Below are 21,827 nucleotides of genomic sequence, written 5' to 3' on the forward strand. Positions count from 1 at the left end.
TTATTTAAGAAATAGCACTATAACCCTATGAGAAAACAAAGTTTATTAAACTACATTTAACCTCTTACACTCTAAGAAAATTACTTAAATAATCTGAATAAAAATTAACTTCAGGTTTTAATATTATACTTAAGATTTATAGCTAATATCCTTAATCCAATGATGTATTCATCATGTCATCTAAGATAATCATTCATATTAGATAGAAAGTTTAAAAAGTAATCCAACAACTTCTCCCTTTTCTCCGCTTTATTAGGATCTAAAAGTTGGATGATTGCGCCATCAATCATAAATAAAATCATGTTTGCATCAGCTTTTAAGCCACGACTTTCTAGACTAAATATCAAATCAAAAAGTTCTTTAAGTAGCCATTTTCTATATTCAATCGCCATGCGGTAAGCACGAGGATAAAGCGGTTTTAATTCAAAAATGGCTTTAAACAAAAGATGGTAATGGCTATTTACATCAACATGTAAGCGGACAATTTCTTTGAGTTTATCGGCTGCGGTTGGGTAGCGGTGTGAGTAGACAATTGCCAGTACTTCTTCTTTGAGTCGGCTTTTTTGAAAAATTAAGCACATTTCAACAAGTCGTTCTTTCGAGTGAAAGTAGTTATAAAACGTGGCTTTTTGAATTTTGGATTTTTTAATAATCAGGTCTACGCCTGTATTATGAAATCCATGCGTGGTAAAAAGTTGGATAGCGGTTTGAACCACCTGTAATTTTTTGGAAGATATTTCTAAAGTTGGCATGTTTTACCGTTATAAATTCTTGTTGTTTCTAAATGAGATAAAAAGCCTGTGCCCTTTTTGGGAGAAAAAAAGGCACAGCGAAGCCGTAAGACGGTGCTTGGCACATCTCAAGTTTTGTTTCGCTAAGTTTTAAGTAAAAATGACTTAAAGCCTGAAAAACCTTATGGCGTTCAAGCTGCTTTAAATTTTTAAGTTGTGTCGTTATAGCTTTTGGCAGCCGTTGCCAAGAAATAATGAATGTGCAAAGCCAACTCCTTTTTTATTGGGAGTTCTGCCAAATCATTAAAATTATGGTGGCAGAACGAAAGGGGGTTCGCAGACTGGAAACAAAGGAACCAGCACACCCGAAGGTGTCCCCCTTCCGCCCTACCGTAGAGAAAAAGGGGGCGAACGAGTTCCCGACACACAAAATAAGAATTTTGCATATCGACTTTGTTTTCCTGGTCTGCGACAACCGACTGGCAATGTGGCCAGCATGCGAAGAATAGTATTCAACTCTCTTACAGTCAAGCACACAAAATGACATTTGTTTTAAATTAGATCATTAAAAAGTAAGGATAAATAATGAATGAGTTATTGTTAAAGTAGGGTTTATAACGGGATTGAATTTTATATAGATGTATTAGTTTTAACAGGTAAGATTAGAATATAAAAAATGGTAAATGATGAAATTAATGATGTAGAAAGTTTTTCTTAGAATTACTACTAAATTTACAATCACAATAAGTCACCGATGCCTTTAAACCTATTATTTATACTTCTCGCGATAAGCTTTCTGCTCGAAACAACTCAATAAGAATATAATGGTAAAAATAATTGTTTGCTTTTCATTCTATTTATTTCAATTTATAAAAAATATATAATATTCTCAATAGTTTTCTAATTATCTATTACATTCAATCAAGATCATATATTTTCAATAAAGAGAATAAAATGCAAGACCAAGCTTTAACCTCTCTTCCTCAAGATGTAAATGAGGATCAAAATATTACAACTCCACCAATTTCACACTCAGGAATTCATCATTTTAAGTTTCATGGGAATGCCTCAGAATATTTTGGAATCTGGATCGTTAATATTCTTTTGACTATTATTACCTTAAGCTTATATGCGCCTTGGGCTAAAGTTCGTCGCTTACGCTATTTCTATGGTAATACAGAATTTTTTGAACGCCGCTTTGATTTTACAGGGATTCCAACCAAGATTTTGATTGGACGTTTAATTGCATTAGGAATTTACGTCGTATTTGCAATTTCATCACAGTATTCAATGATTGCGACGGTGGTTGGACTAGTTGCGCTATATGCAGCAGTACCTTGGCTAATTCGCGCTACTTTGCGTTTTACTGCAAGAAATAGTAAGTTCGGCAACGCACGTTTTTACTTTGGTGGAACAATAAAAGAATCTTATAAAGTCTTTCTTTTGAGTATATTGGTATATATTTTCACTTTAGGAATCTTTACACCTGTAGCTATTTGGCTATATAAAAAATATTATCTTAACAACTTATATGCTGGACAATTAAATTTTAAATTAAACGCGAAATGGTCTGCATATATGGCTGCAGTTTATATACCAGTTTTTATTGCAATTGGTATAATTGCTATTTTTTCAATCATTTACTTTGCTATGGCAGGAACAATTTCTGGGTTCTCACCAAACGCTATATTTTTCGGAATATTTACGGTATATGCATTTATTGGATTATTTATTTATCCATTAATTGCTGCACGTATTTTTATTACGACATGGAACAATACTACAGTTGGAAACAGTCAATTTAAAACAGACTGTAATCAATGGCGTTTTGCATGGATTTTAGCATCGAACTGGATTGTAAAAATCTTATCCATAGGTTTAATGTCTGCTTGGGCTGCAGTTCGTATTCACAAATATCAGATTGAATCGATGAGTTTAATTTTATTAGATGATCCAGATCAAATGATGAATCTAGCTCAACAAGAGCAAAGCGCTTTAGCTGAAGAAATCAGTGATATTTTTGATATCGACATCTCTTTATAATAATCTGAGTTTAATAATTTATGTCCCACGCAGTAGATATCACTTTCTATGATGGCCTAGTGTCTAAACCATACCGTGCTCAGATTTCAGCTCAATCTGAATCTGAAGTTCTAATTCGGTATGGTGAGCAATTAGAACTTCAGCGCCATTATCAATATACTGATATGAAATTGATTGGTGCGCTGGGACAGTTACACCCAGTAATTGAATTATCTGATGATGCACGGATTGAATTTCATAGTGCATTACCTGAATGGTTTAATTACTCAACTAAAAAGGTTCAACATTCGATCTGGAAATTTGAACGCTCTCCGGGTCTTATTCTTTTTAGTGTAATTTTTGTGATTACTTTTGCGATCAGTCTAGTCAAATGGGGTGTTCCAGCAACGTCCCATTATCTTGCTTTTCAATTACCTGAGAATACTTTAAAGAAACTAGGTGATGAAGCCGAGAATTATGTATTAAATAATTGGACTGCACCCAGCCAATTAGCACAAACTCAAAAAGACCAAATTACTAAACAATATTTGAATACTGTTGCTGAAAACAAACCAGCTAAATTAGTCTTCCGTAAAGGCGATCAGTTAGGGGCAAATGCTGTAGCGCTACCCAATAATACGATTATTATCACGGATGAACTGATCAAATTGGCACATACGAATCAGGAAATCTTAGGCGTATTAGCCCATGAACAAGGCCATTTGGTTTATCGCCATAGTTTGCAACAAGGGTTAACGAGTTTAGGCCTAAGTATATTATACATTGCAATGACAGGAGATAATTCAGACTTATTTACGTCCTTCCCTGCCGCTATGATTGGTGCAAATTACTCACGTAAATTTGAGTCCGAAGCCGATCTATATGCTTTACAGCTGATGGATAGGAAGCATATCGAAGTCTCACACTTTGCAAATTTCTTACAACGTTTAAGCGATACAACAGAAGAAGGTATCGATAAAAAGAATCAGGCCAACCCACCAACTTCTCAAGAAGAATCTTCAGCTAATAAACTATCTACAGCTGTTCTTGATACTTTATCCTCTCATCCTGCAACCGAAGAGCGTATTCGAATGGTTCATGATTATGAGAAAAAACAGAAAGGCGCACAAAATAATTTATAGGCTCACAAAGTCTATCTAGAAAATTTATGGTCTTTAGGAAGTGGAGCATCACATGGTTGATCTGTCTTTACGTTGACCATTTTCACAGGTCCATCATTGTAGATTGTTACCTTGCAGCCTTTTACGACATATTCTTGTTGAATGCCACCATACATTTCATCCTCAGAAACAGGAGATGCAACGTCACAAGCCTCGTCAGCACGGCATATATCCTCTTGCCCACCTACAGCTTCTGCTTCAGCAGCTTCCATCACATCTACAGCACTCTCCTGTACTTCAGCATCTACAGCCTGTATTTTTGCTGCATATGTATTTGAAAGATTCATCATAAGAAAAATTGCAAAAAAGAACTTACTACTGTGATTTATTAGATTCATGAATTATCCATATCTCTTAATTTAAATTTGGTACATATCAGGCGATTTTACTTTGCAAGTTAGGGACGCAAAGGGGGTAGTATTATAAGGAGCTATTCTACTCATAATTATACATATAGCAGCAATAGTTGCCCCGAAAGAATTCTTCAAACAATTACAAGATATTGACCATTATGAAGGTGCGATTAACTACACAATATAAAATTAAACTGAAATCAAAATCTGTCTAACTCAATCCAAATTTTTATGTGGGGTAGAATGAGGGGTAAAATAATAGATATAAAAAAAGCCCCTGTTTTTAACAGGGGCTTTTCGAATTTGGCGGAAGCGGTGAGATTCGAACTCACGGAGGACTCACACCCTCGTCGGTTTTCAAGACCGGTGCATTAAACCGCTCTGCCACGCTTCCATGTGCGTAAGAATACAAAGCTTATTCATTTTATTCAAGAAAAATATCATCGCTTTGTGTTCAAGTGCATATTGTTTCATCAATTTTACAGTTGCGCAGCTAATTCTGCTCCTTCTTTGATCGCACGCTTGGCATCTAACTCTGCTGCGAGCTTTGCTCCACCAATAATATGGTAGTTCGCTATAGTCGACTCACCTTCTTTTGGCATCAAGTCTTTTACCGACTCTTGACCTGCACACACAACAACCGTATCTACACGTAAAAGTTGATCTTGCCCATTGTGCTCAATCCAAAGCCCTTCATCAGTGACTGCTTTATATTGCACACCACGCAGCATACGTACGCCATGCTTTTTAAGCTGTGCACGATGGACCCAACCTGAAGTTTTGCCAAGACCAATACCAAGTGGTGTGGTTTTACGTTGCAATAAATAAATTTCACGGATCGCTGGTTCAACGACTGGCGGCTGCATCCCCCCTTCAGAAACATAATTCGGATCTGGGTCTACACCCCATTCACGTTGCCAATCAGCCAAAGGTTGAGGCTGTGGTTGATGTGGCGGTTTAAGTAAAAACTCTGACACGTCAAAACCAATACCACCCGCACCAATCACTGCAACTTTTTGCCCGACTTCTGCCCCTTTCAAAACTTGAGCATATGAAAGGACTTGTGGTGCATCACTTCCTTCAATTTTTAATGCACGAGGGATTACGCCTGTTGCAACGATCACTTCATCAAAACCTTCGCGTTCGAGCTGCTCACGATTTACGCGAGTATTTAAACGTACGTCCACTCCAGTTTTTTCCAGTTGGACTTTAAAGTAGCGGATCGTTTCGTGAAATTCTTCTTTGCCCGGTACAACTTTGGCAAAGTTAAACTGACCACCTACATCTGAAGTTGCCTCAAACAGCGTCACTGCATGGCCACGGCTTGCAGCAACAGTTGCCGCCGACATCCCCGCTACTCCGCCACCCACAACTGCAATTCGCTTAGGCTGTTTAGTCTTTAAATAGACCAGTTCAGTTTCATGTCCTGCACGTGGGTTCACTAAACAAGACACACGCTTATTTTTAAAAGCATGATCTAAACAGGCTTGATTACAGGCAATACAAGTATTAATTTCATCAACGCGGTTAGTCGCAGTTTTATTTACCCAAAATGCATCGGCCAATAAAGGACGCGCCATTTGAACCATATCTGCTTTGCCAGTTGCCAAAATTTCTTCGGCAGTTTCAGGCATGTTAATGCGGTTTGACGCAATAATCGGAATAGAAATATGCTGTTTTACATGAGCAGTGTAGTCGACAAAAGCGGCACGAGGCACAGACGTGACAATGGTCGGCACACGAGCTTCATGCCAGCCAATGCCGGTATTTAATAAAGTCACGCCTGCTTTTTCTAAAGCTTTGGCTACAGTCACCACCTCTTGCATGGTGTTACCGTCATGGACTAAATCGAGTAAAGACAAGCGGAAACAAATAATAAATTTCTCACCAACTTTGGCACGGATCGCTTTAACAATCTCGACTGGAAAGCGCATACGGTTTTCAATTTCACCACCCCAACGGTCAGTACGCTGGTTCACGTGGCGACTTAAAAACTGGTTAATTAAATAACCTTCCGAACCCATAATTTCGACACCGTCATAACCTGCTTTTTTGGCAATATCGGCGCACTGTGCGTAATCTTCTATTGTACTCAGAATATTTTTTTCAGAAAGCTGGCGTGGTTTAAAAGGTGAAATTGGAGATTTAATTGCAGTTGAAGACACAACAAACGGCTGGTAACCATAGCGACCTGCATGCAAAATTTGCATTAAGATTTTAGAACCATGTTTATGCACAGCATGTGTAACCAGACGATGCTGTGGAATATCAAATAAGCTATTCATGGTTCCGCCAGCAGGTGCTAACCATCCTTGACGGTTCGGTGAGATACCACCTGTCACAATCAGGCCAACCCCACCTTTCGCACGCTCTTCAAAATAAGCTGCCAGTTTTGGATAATTGTAAAAACGGTCTTCAAGCCCCGTATGCATGGAACCCATCACCACACGGTTTTTAATGGTAGTAAAGCCCAAATGTAATGGTTTTAATAAATTGGCGTAACTTGTCATGCTGCGTCCCAATAATTTTTTGCAACTTGTTGCATAGTACTTTAATACTTTTTTGATAATTTTGGATGACCATGCAAAGAAATTTATCGGAGCTTATGGTCAATCCATTTATTTAAGAACAATACTTCATTCACTTCTTCTTATTCTATAAATAGCCTTATATTTTTTATCAAATTAAAACTTCGAATCAGAACAAGTGAATTAATGCTTTTTTTGCGAAAAAAAGCACCATGAATAGTGCTACAATAGCCGCCATTCAGAATTCTCAAGACCGCCTATATGGGGTCTTTTTCATAAATGTTAGGATTAGCAATGACTGATAATGCAACTATCTTGCAGCATGTACCAGTAGGCAAAAAAGTTGGGATTGCCTTCTCCGGAGGCCTAGACACTTCAGCTGCCTTATTGTGGATGAAACAAAAAGGCGCAGAACCTTATGCATATACTGCAAACTTAGGTCAGCCTGATGAAGATGACTACGATGCAATTCCAAAGAAAGCAGAACAATACGGCGCTGTAAAAGCTCGCTTAATTGACTGCCGCTTACAACTTGCGCTTGAAGGTATTGCTGCGATTCAGTGTGGTGCATTCCATATCAGTACAGGTGGTGTTCCTTATTTCAATACGACTCCACTCGGTCGTGCAGTAACAGGTACAATGCTAGTTACCGCAATGAAAGAAGATGACGTAAACATCTGGGGTGACGGTTCAACTTATAAAGGTAACGATATTGAACGTTTCTATCGTTATGGTTTGTTGACTAACCCGAATCTTAAAATTTATAAGCCTTGGTTAGATCAAAACTTCATCGACGAGCTCGGTGGCCGTGCTGAAATGTCACAGTTCCTGATCGACAACGGTTTTGACTACAAAATGTCAAAAGAAAAAGCGTACTCAACTGACTCAAACATGTTGGGCGCGACTCACGAAGCAAAAGATCTTGAATACCTAAATGCTGGTATCAAAATCGTTGACCCAATTATGGGCGTTGCTTTCTGGAAAGATGAAGTTGAAATTACTCCAGAAGAAGTGACTGTACGTTTTGAAGAAGGTGTACCTGTTGCCTTAAACGGTCAAACTTTTGACAATCCGGTTGAGCTTATTCTTGAAGCAAACCGTATTGGTGGTCGTCATGGTTTAGGTATGTCTGACCAAATCGAAAACCGTATTATCGAAGCGAAATCTCGTGGTATTTATGAAGCACCGGGGATGGCCCTTCTTCATATTGCTTATGAGCGTTTGGTTACTGGTATTCATAACGAAGATACGATCGAACAATACCGCATTAACGGTTTACGTTTAGGTCGTTTACTTTACCAAGGCCGCTGGTTCGACTCTCAAGCACTTATGTTGCGTGAAACTGCACAGCGTTGGGTTGCTAAAGCGATTACTGGTGAAGTGACTCTTGAACTTCGTCGTGGTAATGACTACACCATCATGAACACTGAATCTCCAAACTTAACGTACGAAGCTGAACGTTTAACAATGGAAAAAGGCGATTCAATGTTTACGCCAATGGACCGTATTGGTCAGTTAACTATGCGTAACCTCGACATTACCGATACACGTGCAAAACTTGGTATCTATACAGATGCTGGTTTGCTTTCAATCGGCCAAGGTTCTGCTGTACCACAACTTGATAGCAAGAAAAAATAATTTTCTTACTTAATAAAAAAGCCACCGACAAAGGTGGCTTTTTTATTTCAAATATTTGTGCTCAAACAAGTTCTGCTACTTCCAAAGGTTGATAATAAATCTGGTTACGTCCAAGCTGCTTAGCCCGATATAAAGCTTGATCCGCAGCGTGAATTAATTTTTCCTGATTTACTTTAAAACCTTCTGTATAAACAGTAAAACCTAAACTAATCGTGACATGCTTAGAGACTAAAGATGCTGCATGAGGAATCGCTTGTCGCTCAATCGCTTTATAAATATTTGCAGCCACTGCATAGGCACCTTGAGCTGGTGTTTTCGGCAACAGTACGACAAACTCTTCTCCTCCATAGCGGGCAACAAAATCAACATGCCGAATCGAATTTTTAATTGCAGCGGCAATAGATGAGATGACTTTATCCCCCATTTGGTGTCCATAAAAATCGTTATAATTTTTAAAAAAATCGATATCAATAAACAAAACAGCCAATGGACGCTTTTCTTGCTTTGCACGATAGTAAAAAAAGTCGAACATCTCATCAAAAGTACGTCGATTTGAGATATTCGTCAGTGCATCCTGCTGGCTTAAATGAAGCAATTCAGATGCCTCAATACGTAAAATCTGTTCGTTAAGCTCAGCAAGCTGATTATTTAAAAAAAGGCTTCTTTCTCTTGAGGTAAGCATCGTACTAATTGAAAAACCTAAAATACAACTTCCAAACAGCGCTCTTCCCAAAGCAATAAAATCACAATTCGCTTGCCATAAAATCAGTAGGGAAAAAACACAAAAGGCTGCTGTTAAACCTACATAAAGCATATGTAGAGGCTTTATTCCGCTTAAAATAAAACCCAGCATATATAAGAAGGAAAGTAATAACATCGACTGGTTTTTAAGAGCGACATTTCCTACGCTAAGGAGCAACATTGCATTGATAATGATGGTCAAAAATACAATGCCACATGCAGCGATATAAAAATATTCAGTGAGTTTTTTAAACTTTGCAAAAACCCAAAATAAAAGCAGTGCACAAGCAATATTAATTGCGCTAAGTAAACAGTAAATAAAATCCCAAGTAATATAAGGCACGCCTATGACCAAATAATCTGTAGGTAGAGCCAGCAATATGAAAATGAGATAGGTTAAAATGCCACTTGCTAAAAACTTTGAGATATTCTGTTTAGTTCGCTCAAGATTTAGACACCAGAATTTTTTTTCTAATTGATGTGGCAGAGGTATATTGGCATAACGATGGGTATGTAGAGTTACTAAATATTCTATTTCTTCTTTTGCTTTGAGTAATTCATGTACATTTCCCCTATTTGCCACTACTTGATTCCTGCCTCTCACACATTAACAAAATATAACATTATTTTTTAAGGCCTCTGGCGCTTTATTTTGCCATTTGTCCGTAATTCTCGTTACCATTTTCACACTTTATCGATTATCATTTGTTTTATTTCGAAGTTTGAACTGCCTTGGACTCTATTACCCTGCTCCAGCCAGATGACTGGCATGCACATTTACGTGATGGTTTAGCATTAAAACGTACTGTACCTGATTTGGCCAAACAATTTGCTCGTGCGATCTGTATGCCAAACCTTGTTCCACCTGTAAAAACTGTGGAAGAAGCATTAGCTTACCGTGAACGTATTCTTGCTCATGTTCCAGAGGGTCTTAACTTTGACCCGCGTATGGTGCTTTATTTTACTGATTTCACCTCACCAGATGAAGTTCGTAAAATTAAAGAATCTGGACATGTAAATGCTATTAAACTTTACCCAGCAGGTGCGACCACCAATTCTGATAACGGTGTAAGTGACATTCGTAAAGTTTATGCGGTCATTGAGCAACTAGAAGAGCATCAAGTTCCGTTATTACTTCATGGTGAAGTGACTCATAACCACGTTGATATTTTTGACCGTGAAAAACGCTTCCTAGACGAAGTTTTATCACCGTTACTAAAACAGTTTCCAAAGCTTAAAGTGGTACTTGAACACATCACAACAAGCGATGCTGCGCACTTTGTTTTAGAACAAGACCGCAATGTGGCTGCAACGATTACACCTCAGCATTTATTATTTAACCGTAATGATATGTTGGTTGGTGGTATTAAACCGCATTTCTATTGCTTACCAATTTTAAAGCGTCAAACTCACCAGACCACTTTGCTTGAAGTTGCAACGAGCGGTAACCCTAAATTTTTCTTGGGTACAGATAGTGCTCCTCACTCGCAAAATGCAAAAGAAAATGCGTGTGGCTGTGCGGGCTGTTATAGTGCGCCTAATGCAATTGAACTTTATGCTCAAGCATTTGACCAAGTGGGTAAATTAGAGCGTTTAGAAGGTTTTGCAAGCCACTTTGGTGCAGACTTCTACGGGCTACCACGTAATACTTCTACCATTACTTTGGTAAAAGAAGATAACCTCGTTCCGGAATCTTTTGATTATTTAGATGATCAAAAAATTATCCCGCTGCATGCCGGGAAAACGCTGCAATGGAGAAAAGTGTGACACAAGAAACCTCTGTCCCGGTCATTGGCCAACGTTTTCGTGGCTTCTTACCTGTTGTTGTTGACGTTGAAACGGCAGGGTTTAATGCCCAGACAGATGCATTGCTAGAAATTGCGTGCATTCCAATTGTGTATGATGCTCAGGGACAATTTGTCCCTGGTCCAGCATTTCATGCACATATTAACCCGTTTGAAGGGGCTAATCTCGATCGTCGTTCGCTGGACTTTATTGGTATTGATCCATTCAATCCAATGCGTATTGCAATGGCTGAAGATGAGCGCACTGCATTACGCCGTATTTTTAAATCGGTGAATGAAGTCCGTAAACAGCAACACTGTACACATGCAGTCTTAGTGGGCCACAATGCGCATTTTGACCTTGGTTTTGTACAAGCAGCAATTGCGCGTACAAGTACAAAAAACCAAAACCCATTTCATAGCTTTTCTGTGATGGATACGGTTACTTTAAGTGCTGTTATGTTTGGACAAACCGTGCTTGCGAAAGCGTGTATTCAAGCTGGAATTGAGTTCGATGGCAAAGAAGCACACTCTGCTTTGTACGATACTCAGAAGACTGCTGAACTGTTTTGCTATATTTTGAACAAACTGTCACCTTACCTTCTTGACAGTTTGGTGGCGGCTTCTTAAGATACCGCCATCCTCAACGTCCCTATCGTCTAGAGGCCTAGGACATCGCCCTTTCACGGCGGTAACCGGGGTTCGAATCCCCGTAGGGACGCCATATTCTCTTCTTATAAAATTCCTTTCTATTTTATTTTTATATTTCTAATTTTCTGTATTTCCAAATAAAATACACTTGTACATATATATCACTGATCCAGTATTTCCTTTACATAGATTTACAATATAATAATTCTTATTTTTATACTGATATTTATTATCAACAAGGTTTTAAATGGATCTTAAGCTTCGCCTCCTCTCCCTGAGCATCGCTCAACTATGCTGTATTTCAAGTACTTTCGCAGAAACCCATAATTCCTCAACAACGCTCGCTACCATTAAGATTAAAGCCCAACAAGCTGCCGACCAAGCTTATAAAGTCGATAGTTCAAGTAGCGCAACACGTAGTGAAGTCGCATTAAAAGATACACCACAATCTGTCAGTGTAGTGACTCAAAAAGTAATTGAAGATATTGGCGCGACACGTTTAATCGAAGCGCTTGATTTAGCTGGTGGTGTGACTCGCGCTAATAACTTTGGTGGCCAAGGCTTAACAGGCTTTAATCTCCGTGGTTTCACTAGCGGTGAGTTTTACCGTAATGGATTCCCGATTAACCGTGGTTATCCAAACGCTCCAGATAGCAACACTATTGAACGTGTAGACGTTTTACGTGGACCCTCTTCTAGCTTATATGGTCGTGGTGACCCAGGTGGTACGTTTAACTTAATTTCTAAAACACCAAAGTCTGAACAACAAACCACTTTAGGTGCGCAGCTTAACAGTGAAGGTTTATATCGCACCACCGTAGACACCACAGGTAATATTCCAAATACAGAAAATATTGGTTATCGTCTAAATGTGATTGCTGAAGGCGGTGATAGTTATCGCGATCATGTCGAGTCTAAACGTTATGGAATTGCACCAGTCATTCAATGGCAAGCTTCTGATGCAACCAAAGTTACCTTTGAAGCCGATATTTTAAGAAATCAGCATCCACTTGATCGTGGCCAAACACGCTATGCAGGTCAGAAGTCTTTTAATAGTTCACCCGAAACCTATTTGTGGGAAACAGGTAAATATAACAACCAACTCTACAATGATAACAACATGACTCAATTACGAGTCGAACACGACCTTGGTAATGACTGGAAGCTGAATGCTGGTGTGCAATATTTAAATGGCAAATTGCATGGCTATGCGGTAGAGGCAAATGGCATTCAAGATGACGGAGAAACTTTAAACCGAAATTACAACTATCGCGAATTAAAATGGCAAGATACCAATGCCCAAATTAATCTAACAGGTAATTTCCAACTTTTAGGTCTAGCTCATACTTTAGTGACTGGGCTTGAATATGAAAACTACGATTACAAGTCATTTATTATTCGTTCAGATCCTAAGTCAAATAACTACCCGATCAATATTTATGATCCAGTTTTAGGCCAACCTCTCCCTGAGCTTAAAAATATTACGACCCATGACCGTGAAAATTTAAAAACAACTGCTCTTTTTGTACAAGATCAAATCGATTTAAATGAGCGTTTAAGTGCACTGCTGGGCTTGCGTTTTGAGCACTACGAACATGATTACAAAAATCTTTTACCGAATACTGCAAACTGGAATACCAGTCATGATGCATTTATTCCGCGTTTAGGTTTAGTTTTTAAAGCGCGTGATGACCTTTCAATCTATAGCAATGCTGCGAAATCTTTTAAACCTAACACTGGTGCTAGCCATAATGGAGAGGGATTTGACCCAGAGGAAGGCATGGCTTACGAGTTGGGCTTTAAATGGCAAGCACTCGACAATATGTTGTCGGTTGACTCTGCAATTTTCTATGCAAAAAAAGAAAATGTCTTAACTCTCGATCCTGTAGATTCAGCCTATAAAGTTGCTGCTGGTGAAGTTCGTAGCCAAGGTATTGAGCTAAATGTTGCAGGACAAATCACTCCAGCTTGGAAAATTATTGGTGGATATGCCTATACAGATGCAGAAGTCAGCAAAGATAATACTTTGAAAAAAGGAACCACTTTAGCCAATATTCCAAAGAATAGTTTTAATCTGTTAAATATCTATGAATTTGAAGATGGCCCTTTACAAGGCTTAGGTCTAGGCATTAATCAAAAATATATTGATAAGCGTGCAGGTCAAACAGCCAATAGCACTTATACAATGAAAGGTTATGCTGTTACAGATTTAGTTTCTTATTATCAGGCAACACCAAAACTTCGTATTAACTTAGATCTGAAAAATCTTTTTGACAAAGTTTATGATGAAAGCGCTTTCAATCTATATGCATATCCGGGTGAATCACGTACTGTTCAATTAGGTATGAGCTATACGTTCTAAATTAAAAGAACCAAACATCAGCCTTTTACCGTGTAAGATCTCTCTAGGGATAGCAGTCATTAAGAAAGCCACTGTCTAAAAATACAGTGGCTTTTATTTTCTCATATAAAATATTATAAATTTATGATTTATAAATATTTTATTATACTTAAACTATGTTCTACCCTATACTAAAAACAGATCAGAACTATAATTTGAACATAACATGCAAATTCGATTATTTCATTTACAAAATTCACGCTCTCAACGCATTATTTGGTTTTTAGAAGAATTAGGACTCAACTATGAGCTCATCACGAAATATCATTCAGATGAAAACAAAAATAATAACTCACCGCATCAATTATCAAAATTTCCAACCCTCGAAATTATTGAACACGGACAAACTGCAATTTTGGCTGAAACCTCAGCAATCCTAGATTATTTCTCTCATTTACACCCACAACTGGGGCAGAGTAATTTAGGAAATCAACAACTTCAAAATTTTTATTATTGGAAAAATTACTGTGAGGCGACATTCATCCCAGATTTGGTACTCAAACAAATCTTTCACCAAATTGCAGAGCGTACTCCTTTTCTGGTTCGTTTCGTTCCAAAACTTTTAAAATATGGATTTGATCAAGGCTATCTCAATCAATCATTACAACGACACATGAATATGATTGATAAACATTTAGAACGTCACTTATGGTTTGCTGGAGATCAGTTTACTACTGCTGATATTTTGATGTGGTTTCCGTTACTGACTTGCTCACCAAATTACAGCCAGTTTAAACATATACAGCGTTATCTGACCCAAATAGAAAACAGACCTGCCTTTAAAAATGCTCTAATTAAAGGTCAATGGTCTGCTTCTACTTTTCAAACTTACTGGGCTATTGCTTGGTAATTTATTTATGCAGATTTACGTGAATTCACGCGCCCCTGAACAACGGCCTTAATATTGCCCTTCGCGTAATTTAAAAACACAATTAAAGGCGATAGTTTTGGATTTGGTTTTTTACCCTGCCCAATTGCTTTAAATTGTGCTGCGTACCAAATAATTTCCATAATCGCCATCTTATCGACAAAAGGTAAACCTGTTTTAATTGGTTTTACGGCATAGCGAACATCTTGACCTGCGATTAAACGGTCAGTTAAATCTGTTTCAACAGCAAGTGGACGAGCAATACCAATAAAGTCACATGCCCCACTTGCTAGAGCAGCGTTCATGCCTTCTACCGTACGGAAGCCACCTGTCACCATAAGTTTACATTTTACATGCTGACGGATTTTTTCAGCGAAATCTAAGAAGTATGCTTCACGTGCAATGGTACTTGCTTTACGTTTATCGGCTTTTGCGCCAGCCATTGCAGGTGCTTCATAAGTACCACCTGAAATTTCAATTAAATCAATTCCTGCTTCATCAACGGCTTTAAATACCGAAATTACATCTTCTTCGCTAATACCACCGCGCTGGAAGTCAGCAGAGTTAAGCTTCACTGAAATAATAAAATTCTCTGAAGTTGCTTCACGTACCGCTTTATAAACCTCTAGTAAAAAACGACTACGATTTTCAACTGAACCGCCCCACTGATCTGTACGCTTATTGGTTAATGGCGATAAAAACTGACTAATTAAATAGCCATGTGCACCATGTAATTGTACCCCTTCAAAACCTGCTTTTTCACAAATATGAGCTGCTGTCGCAAAACGTTTAATAATATCTAGAATTTCGTCATGAGTAAGTTCACGTGGCGTTCCAAACATGGTTGCTAAAGCTGGGCTAAAAGGTACCGCTGATGGCGCTACAGTCTCTTTATTTAAGCCTTTTGGACACTGACGACCTGGATGCGATAATTGAATCAACTGAACCATGCCATATTTTTTACCTAATGCCGCCCACTCTTTTAAGCGCTCTAGGTCACGTTCAGTTTCAATAACAACAACACCCGGTTCATTTTTTGCGCTGGCATTTACCATGACATTACCCGTAATTGCACAGCCAAGCTCACCTTTTGCCCATGCACCATATAAACCCAAATGTAAGTCATTTGGTTGGCCTTCATAATTTGCAAGCGCTTCACTCATTGCGCCTTTAATAATTCGGTTTTTAAAGGTGGTATTGCGTATCGTAATGGGTTGAGCAATCTGGTTCATGGTTAACCTCTGTTCTTTGAATTTTAGAGCAATTACTCTAATTTAAATGAGTTATTGGGCATGTCAAGTCATAATCGATAACTGACAATAGCACATGTCAATTTTAAAAAATATAAAAATATGCAACTTTTTGCATTAGAAGTTTAACCAAAATTTATTTATATAAAACAATCAATTAAAAATATTTTTAAAAGGATGCTTTAATTAACTGTTTCGTATATTCACTTTGAGGCTTAGAAAATAAGAGTTCAGTTTTCTGATATTCAACAACTTTTGCATGACGTAATACCATCACTTTATGGCATATTGCTTTTACTATATTGAGATCATGACTAATAAAAATATAACTTAACTGCTCAGTTTGCTGTAATTGTCTCAACAACTTGATCATGGCTTTTTGCGTGGTCCGATCTAAGGCAGAGGTAGGTTCATCCAAAATTAAAAGTTTCGGTTGCACCACCAAAGCTCTGGCTAAGGCGACACGTTGACGCTGTCCACCTGAAAGTTCATGAGGATAACGGTGTTGAAAATCTTCAGCCAATTCAACTTTTACCAATACAGATTCAACTTGCTGTTTGATCTCGTTATCAGCTACTGCTTTCACTTTCAATCCTTCAGCAATAATCTGCCCTACTGTCATACGCGGGTTTAAACTTCCAAATGGGTCTTGGAATACAAGTTGAAAATCTGATCTCATCAAGCGTAGGGCTTTAGGCTGTAGCTGATTTAAATCTTGACCTAAAAAAATAATCTGCCCTTCACTTTTAATAAGTCGGACCAAAGCCATCGCCAGGGATGATTTACCAGCACCACTTTCACCAACCACCCCAAGCGATTCACCTTGAGCAAGATCAAAACTCAAATCTTCTATTGCGGTGAAATACCCTTGAATGCGATTTAAAATTCCTTTTCTTATAGGAAACTGCACGCTGAGCTGTCGAACTGATAAAACATTCTGTTGAGCAGGTCTAGACTCTACACTTCCAAAATCATGATCTAACAACTGTGCTGTATAAGTTGTTTTAGGATTTGCAAAAATTTGGCTCAGTTCACTTTGCTCTACTACACGCCCACTTTGCAATACAATAAGTTTTTCAGCATAGCGATGTACTAAATTTAGGTCATGGCTAATTAAAATAAGTGCCATCCCATATTTGCTTTGCAAAGATTTTAATAGCTCTAAAATCTGTATCTGTAAAACTACATCCAACGCAGTAGTAGGTTCATCAGCAATCAAAATTTTAGGCCGAAGTGCCAATGTCATCGCGATCATGACACGTTGTCTTTGCCCACCAGAAAGCTCATGAGGATAACGTTTTAAAATTTGTTCTGGTTCGACAATTCCAACATCTTTTAGCAGTTCAACTATTTGTTGTCGAACCTCGCGTTTTGAAAAACCTGATAAAAGAAGGTTTTCTCCTATAATTTTTTCAACCCGATGGAGCGGATTTAACGCAGTAGCAGGCTCTTGAAAAATCATAGCGATTTGTCGACCACGTAAATTTGATTGAGCTCTTTCATCTAGCTCAAGCATATTTTGTGAACCAATCCAGACCTGACCCGTTATTTCTAATTTTTCTTGTAGCAAGCCCATTATTGCTAAGCAGCTTATCGATTTACCTGAACCACTTTCGCCCACAATAGCCAATGTTTCCCCTTCATTCAAGTAAAAATTCAGATCTTCTAATAAAACCTTTCGGTCTTTGGTCTGAACCGAAAGTTGCTCTACTTTTAATAATGCTAAAGCGGGATTTAAGTTATTTTCTTGGGTCAAACGCTTCACGGGCCGCCTCCCCAATATAAATTAAAAGTGAAAGAACAATCGCCAGACTAAAAAAGCCTGAAATTGCTAACCATGGCGCATCTAAATTATTTTTACCTTGTAGTAATAATTCACCTAAAGAGGCCGCATCTGGCGGTAGACCATATCCTAAAAAATCAAGAGCAGTTAAAGCGCTAATGTTAGTTGTTAAAATAAAAGGTAACTGAGACAAACTCGAACTGATCGCATTTGGCAAAATATGCCTAAAAATAATCGCACGATCAGTCACTCCCAATACTTGGGCTGCACGAACGTAATCAAGCTGACGAGCTTTTAAAAACTCTGCCCTAACAATGCCCACCAAAACGGTCCAGCCGAAAAACAACATAATGAAAAATAGCCAATATACATTTGGAACAAACATACTGACTAAAATCATGACCATAAAAAGCATGGGTAAGCCATTCCAGACTTCAACTAAACGTTGCCCCAATAAATCGACCCAGCCGCCATAATAGCCTTGAATAGCACCAACGGTAATTCCAAATAAAGCAGAACAAAAGGTTAAGGCTAAGCCAAAAAGCAACGATACTCTTAATCCATAAAGAATACGCGCAAGAACATCCCTTCCCTGATCATCTGTTCCCAACCAGTTTTGCTTGGAAGGTGGTGATGGCACAGGAACTGCCAAGTCTAAATTGGGAGTTTGATATGAAAATTGAATGAGGGGCCAAACTGCCCATCCTTTAGCTTCAATAAGCGCTTGTACGGCAGGATCTTTATAGTCAGCTTCTGTTTCAAACACCCCACCAAACGCAGTTTCAGGATAAGTTTTTAACACGGGTAAATAGTAAGAATCTTCATACTTCACTAACAGGGGTTTATCGTTAGCAATCAACTCCGCGGCTAATGACAAAAACAAAATTAGACTAAATAAAATAAAGCTGGCCCAGCCCAATTTATGCTGTCTAAAACGCTGTAATCGTGTTCGCACAATCAAAGACATTATTTGCCTCCTTGCGCATTAAAGTGAATTCGTGGATCAATCCATTGGTACAACACATCACAAATGAGACGTAAAATTAGGCTAAATAAAGTAAAGAAAAACAAAACACCAAAAATAACAGGATAATCACGTTGGACAATAGCTTCAAAGCCCAACAAACCCACCCCATCTAGGTGAAAGATAATTTCTACAAATAGGTTACCTACAAAGAAAATACCTGCTAACGCTTCTGGCAATCCTGCGAGCACAACTAAAATGGCATTACGAAAGACATGCTTATATAAGACCTGTTGGCTGTTCAAACCTTTTGCATATGCTGCCAAAACGTAGGGTTTATTGAGTTCTTCTAAAAATGAGTATTTAGTTAAATAGGTTAAACTGGCAAAACCGCCTAATACCATGGTAATGAGTGGCAGAGTCATATGCCATAAATAATCGGTAACTTTGCCCCAGAGACTGAGTTGATGAAAGTTATCTGAGACTAAGTTTTGTAGTGGAAACCATTGGAAATAAGACCCACCCGCAAAAAAAACAACTAACAAAATCGCAAATACAAAACTTGGTACAGCGTACCCCACCACAAGCACTAAAGAAGTGGACCGATCAAACCAAGAGCCCTGCTGTTTTGCCTTTTTAATTCCCAGCGGAATAGAAATGAGATAAATGAGAAAAGTACTCACCAGCCCAAGTGAAATGGAAACAGGCATTTTTTCCCATAACAATTGCACGACAGATTTATCTTTAAAGAAGCTTTTTCCAAAATCTAAAGTTAAATAGCCCTTTAACATTAGAAAAAAACGTTCAGGAGCAGAACGATCAAAGCCGTACTGAGCCTTAATTTGCTCAACCATTTCAGGGCTTAACCCCTGAGCACCTTGATAATAAGTTTCTGCACTCAATGCACGGCCAATTCCCAAATCGCTTTGTGCCTGATGTATTGCTTGCTCAACTGGCCCACCTGGTGCAATTTGCACAACCACAAAGTTAATCAATAAAATGACAAACAATGTGGGAATCATTAAAAGAAGTCGCTTGAGAATATATGAACCCATATAACAGGATTTCCTTTATGGCAGGTGCTTTTTATTGTTGATGTAAATATTTGGCAACTTTTTTGGCTTTGCTTGTATCACTCCACCAATATTCTATCCCAGAAGAAAGTGCTGGTTTAACTTTAGGTTGTTGATACATATTCCAATAAGCATACCAGTTTTCACCTTTACCATAGGTCGGGATTTGATAATAACCAGCTCTAAGCATTCGATCGAGAATGCGAGTATAAATAATCTGTTGTTCACGACTTTTGCTCGTCACGAGTTTTGAAATCACTTGATCAATTACTGGATTACGAATTCCGGCATAATTGTAATTTCCATCCTGAGCTGCGGCGATACTCCCCCAAAACTGAGTTTGTTCATTTCCCGGATTGAGAGATTGCGGCAAATTCATTGTGGTCATGTCAAAATCGTAACGGCGAGTCCGTTCTAAATATTGCGGAGCATCAACCTGACGCAAATTAACTGCAATACCTAATTTTTTTAAGTTACGAATAAAAGGTAGAAGTGTTCGTTGTTTACCATCTTGCTGAATTAAAAACTCAAGCTGAACTTTTTTTCCTTCAGGTGTAAATAGCTGTCCTTCTTTAACTTTATAGCCAGCTTGTATCAGTAATTGCCGTGCCGTTAATAAATTCTGACGATTGAAACCACTCGCATCCGACACTGGATATTTCCAATCTGCTAACACACCTTGCTGCATGAGTGGAGATAACTTAGGTAATAACGGTTTTAACAACTCTAATTCAGTTTTTGAAGGTCGACCTGTTGCTGCTAATTCACTATTTTCAAAATAACTTTGTAGGCGCTGATATTGTCCATAAAACAAAGCTTTATTCTGCCATTCAAAGTCATAGGCATAGGTTAAGGCTTGTCTAAAACGAATATCATTTAAAGGTTTTCGTCGCGTATTAAAAACATAGCTTTCAGTGGCGATAGGATTATGATGACGAAACTTATATTGAGTAACCAACCCTGCTTTTACGGCTGGAAACCGGTAATCAGTTACCCATTTTTTAGGATTAGTTTCTTCATGCAAAGTGTATTGCCCAGATTTAAATCCTTCAAAAGCAATATCCCAATTTCGATAATAGACATATTTTAATCGGTCAAAGTTATAACGCCCCTTATTAATAGGTAAATCTTTTGCCCAATAATTTGGGTTCCGTTTATAACTAATACTTCTGCCCGGATCAACTCGTTCAACTACATATGGCCCCGAACCAATAATCGGTTGTAGGGTAATTCGGCTAAAATCTCTTTTTTGCCAATCTACTTTTGAATAAATGGGTAAGGTTGCCAAAATGAATGGCATTTTAGGATTATGTGTAGACTTAAAAATAAACTTTACTTGATGAGTATTTATTACTTCTGTTTTAGCCAAATCGGCAAGGTACATTTGCAAACCTAAATTAGATTTAGTCTGATAGGCATCAAAACTAAATTTAACATCTGCCGCAGTGACTGGCTGCCCATTACTAAAACGCGCTTTAGGGTTTAAATAGAAAGTCACTAATTGCGTTTTTTCTGGGTCATAACTCACTTTTTGAGCCAAAAGCGGATATAAAACTCCAACCTCATCAAGTGATTGAGTCATTAAGGTATCAAAAAGATAATTAACGCCTTCTGTAGCATTCCCTTTCCCATTCATACTATTGAGGTTATCAAAAGTTCCTTGAGCTGCCTGACTTAATAGGCCACCTTTAGGTGCATTAGGGTTTGCATATGGCATAGCCATCATTTCTAAATACTTAGGCTTAGAATGAATCGCTATATATGAAGTGGTTTGCTGTGCAGAAAAAACACTATGGGAAATGACACTGAGCCCGACTAGCAGGCTCAGTTGAAAAGATGATTTATGCATAAGTTACTAA

At 38.2% G+C, this 21,827-nt stretch carries 16 protein-coding genes and 2 tRNA genes; 8 read left to right on the forward strand and 10 right to left on the reverse strand.

Features of this window, described 5'->3' with window-relative positions; all coding sequences use genetic code 11:
* Positions 1 to 176: 176 nt before the first annotated feature.
* Positions 177 to 752 carry a TetR/AcrR family transcriptional regulator gene (locus J580_RS10245; RefSeq protein WP_032004100.1) on the reverse strand — a complete coding sequence of 192 codons (576 nt, stop codon included), beginning with the start codon at positions 750 to 752 and terminating at the stop codon, positions 177 to 179.
* Positions 753 to 1,685: 933 nt separating this feature from the next.
* Here J580_RS10245 and J580_RS10250 point away from each other — a divergent pair.
* Positions 1,686 to 2,774 carry a YjgN family protein gene (locus J580_RS10250; protein ID WP_032004102.1) on the forward strand — a complete coding sequence of 363 codons (1,089 nt, stop codon included), beginning with the start codon at positions 1,686 to 1,688 and terminating at the stop codon, positions 2,772 to 2,774.
* A 20-nt stretch (positions 2,775 to 2,794) separates the two neighbouring features.
* Positions 2,795 to 3,895 (forward strand): M48 family metallopeptidase, encoded by a 1,101-nt coding sequence (locus J580_RS0104180; protein ID WP_032004103.1) that lies wholly within the window; start codon positions 2,795 to 2,797, stop codon positions 3,893 to 3,895.
* 11 nt (positions 3,896 to 3,906) lie between these two features.
* On the opposite strand, the gene J580_RS10255 is transcribed toward J580_RS0104180, so the two are convergent.
* The 3 genes from J580_RS10255 to J580_RS10265 all read right to left on the reverse strand — a co-directional run bounded on the left by J580_RS10255 (position 3,907) and on the right by J580_RS10265 (position 6,797).
* Positions 3,907 to 4,224 (reverse strand): hypothetical protein, encoded by a 318-nt coding sequence (locus J580_RS10255; protein ID WP_080779859.1) that lies wholly within the window; start codon positions 4,222 to 4,224, stop codon positions 3,907 to 3,909.
* A gap of 367 nt (positions 4,225 to 4,591) precedes the next feature.
* Positions 4,592 to 4,681: transfer RNA gene (locus J580_RS10260), tRNA-Ser, on the reverse strand.
* A gap of 85 nt (positions 4,682 to 4,766) precedes the next feature.
* Entirely contained in the window at positions 4,767 to 6,797 is a 2,031-nt protein-coding gene (locus J580_RS10265; protein ID WP_032004105.1) for an NADPH-dependent 2,4-dienoyl-CoA reductase, read from the reverse strand.
* Between the two features lie 297 nt (positions 6,798 to 7,094).
* On the opposite strand from J580_RS10265, the gene argG reads away from it, so the two are divergent.
* Positions 7,095 to 8,453 (forward strand): argininosuccinate synthase, encoded by a 1,359-nt coding sequence (gene argG, locus J580_RS10270; protein ID WP_014206117.1) that lies wholly within the window; start codon positions 7,095 to 7,097, stop codon positions 8,451 to 8,453.
* 61 nt (positions 8,454 to 8,514) lie between these two features.
* Here the strand turns inward: argG and J580_RS10275 are convergent, their stop codons facing one another.
* Complete coding sequence (locus J580_RS10275; protein WP_032004106.1) at positions 8,515 to 9,777, reverse strand: GGDEF domain-containing protein; 1,263 nt, start codon at positions 9,775 to 9,777, stop codon at positions 8,515 to 8,517.
* Positions 9,778 to 9,926: 149 nt separating this feature from the next.
* Between J580_RS10275 and pyrC the strand changes: the two genes are divergently transcribed.
* From pyrC to J580_RS10300, 5 genes are all read left to right on the forward strand, one after another.
* Positions 9,927 to 10,961 carry a dihydroorotase gene (gene pyrC / locus J580_RS10280; protein ID WP_005070491.1) on the forward strand — a complete coding sequence of 345 codons (1,035 nt, stop codon included), beginning with the start codon at positions 9,927 to 9,929 and terminating at the stop codon, positions 10,959 to 10,961.
* Complete coding sequence (gene rnt / locus J580_RS10285) at positions 10,946 to 11,608, forward strand: ribonuclease T (protein ID WP_002117536.1); 663 nt, start codon at positions 10,946 to 10,948, stop codon at positions 11,606 to 11,608. The genes pyrC and rnt overlap by 16 nt, the downstream gene beginning before the upstream one ends.
* 18 nt (positions 11,609 to 11,626) lie before the next feature.
* Positions 11,627 to 11,702, forward strand: a tRNA-Glu gene (locus tag J580_RS10290).
* Between the two features lie 174 nt (positions 11,703 to 11,876).
* Entirely contained in the window at positions 11,877 to 13,991 is a 2,115-nt protein-coding gene (locus J580_RS10295; RefSeq protein ID WP_032004107.1) for a TonB-dependent siderophore receptor, read from the forward strand.
* A gap of 205 nt (positions 13,992 to 14,196) precedes the next feature.
* On the forward strand, positions 14,197 to 14,880 hold the full coding sequence (locus J580_RS10300; protein WP_032004109.1) for a glutathione S-transferase N-terminal domain-containing protein: 684 nt from the start codon (positions 14,197 to 14,199) through the stop codon (positions 14,878 to 14,880).
* Between the two features lie 5 nt (positions 14,881 to 14,885).
* Here the strand turns inward: J580_RS10300 and J580_RS10305 are convergent, their stop codons facing one another.
* The 5 genes from J580_RS10305 to J580_RS10325 form a co-directional block, all read right to left on the reverse strand.
* Positions 14,886 to 16,130, reverse strand: a complete 1,245-nt coding sequence (locus J580_RS10305) for an NADH:flavin oxidoreductase/NADH oxidase family protein (protein ID WP_032004111.1) — start codon at positions 16,128 to 16,130, stop codon at positions 14,886 to 14,888.
* A 187-nt stretch (positions 16,131 to 16,317) separates the two neighbouring features.
* Entirely contained in the window at positions 16,318 to 17,913 is a 1,596-nt protein-coding gene (locus J580_RS10310) for an ABC transporter ATP-binding protein (RefSeq protein WP_032004112.1), read from the reverse strand.
* Complete coding sequence (locus J580_RS10315) at positions 17,888 to 18,898, reverse strand: ABC transporter permease (protein ID WP_032004113.1); 1,011 nt, start codon at positions 18,896 to 18,898, stop codon at positions 17,888 to 17,890. The genes J580_RS10310 and J580_RS10315 overlap by 26 nt, the downstream gene beginning before the upstream one ends.
* Positions 18,898 to 19,950: a microcin C ABC transporter permease YejB gene (locus J580_RS10320; RefSeq protein ID WP_032004114.1), complete on the reverse strand. Its 1,053-nt coding sequence runs from the start codon at positions 19,948 to 19,950 to the stop codon at positions 18,898 to 18,900. The genes J580_RS10315 and J580_RS10320 overlap by 1 nt, the downstream gene beginning before the upstream one ends.
* A 31-nt stretch (positions 19,951 to 19,981) precedes the next feature.
* The gene (locus tag J580_RS10325) at positions 19,982 to 21,817 is read right to left on the reverse strand and encodes an extracellular solute-binding protein (RefSeq protein WP_032004117.1); all 1,836 of its coding nucleotides are present in this window, start codon (positions 21,815 to 21,817) and stop codon (positions 19,982 to 19,984) included.
* Positions 21,818 to 21,827 lie beyond the last annotated feature (10 nt).

This window comes from Acinetobacter sp. 1542444 (assembly GCF_000581835.1).
Classification (GTDB): Bacteria; Pseudomonadota; Gammaproteobacteria; order Pseudomonadales; family Moraxellaceae; genus Acinetobacter; species Acinetobacter pittii.

Excerpts from the sequence above, each read along its gene's own strand:
- J580_RS10245 (WP_032004100.1), bottom strand. The coding sequence starts at position 752 with ATGCCAACTTTAGAAATATCTTCCAAAAAATTACAGGTGGTTCAAACC.
- J580_RS10250 (WP_032004102.1), top strand. The coding sequence starts at position 1,686 with ATGCAAGACCAAGCTTTAACCTCTCTTCCTCAAGATGTAAATGAGGAT.
- J580_RS0104180 (WP_032004103.1), top strand. The coding sequence starts at position 2,795 with ATGTCCCACGCAGTAGATATCACTTTCTATGATGGCCTAGTGTCTAAA.
- J580_RS10255 (WP_080779859.1), bottom strand. The coding sequence starts at position 4,224 with ATGATGAATCTTTCAAATACATATGCAGCAAAAATACAGGCTGTAGAT.
- J580_RS10265 (WP_032004105.1), bottom strand. The coding sequence starts at position 6,797 with ATGACAAGTTACGCCAATTTATTAAAACCATTACATTTGGGCTTTACT.
- argG (WP_014206117.1), top strand. The coding sequence starts at position 7,095 with ATGTTAGGATTAGCAATGACTGATAATGCAACTATCTTGCAGCATGTA.
- rnt (WP_002117536.1), top strand. The coding sequence starts at position 10,946 with ATGGAGAAAAGTGTGACACAAGAAACCTCTGTCCCGGTCATTGGCCAA.
- J580_RS10295 (WP_032004107.1), top strand. The coding sequence starts at position 11,877 with ATGGATCTTAAGCTTCGCCTCCTCTCCCTGAGCATCGCTCAACTATGC.
- J580_RS10300 (WP_032004109.1), top strand. The coding sequence starts at position 14,197 with ATGCAAATTCGATTATTTCATTTACAAAATTCACGCTCTCAACGCATT.
- J580_RS10305 (WP_032004111.1), bottom strand. The coding sequence starts at position 16,130 with ATGAACCAGATTGCTCAACCCATTACGATACGCAATACCACCTTTAAA.
- J580_RS10315 (WP_032004113.1), bottom strand. The coding sequence starts at position 18,898 with ATGTCTTTGATTGTGCGAACACGATTACAGCGTTTTAGACAGCATAAA.
- J580_RS10320 (WP_032004114.1), bottom strand. The coding sequence starts at position 19,950 with ATGGGTTCATATATTCTCAAGCGACTTCTTTTAATGATTCCCACATTG.
- J580_RS10325 (WP_032004117.1), bottom strand. The coding sequence starts at position 21,817 with ATGCATAAATCATCTTTTCAACTGAGCCTGCTAGTCGGGCTCAGTGTC.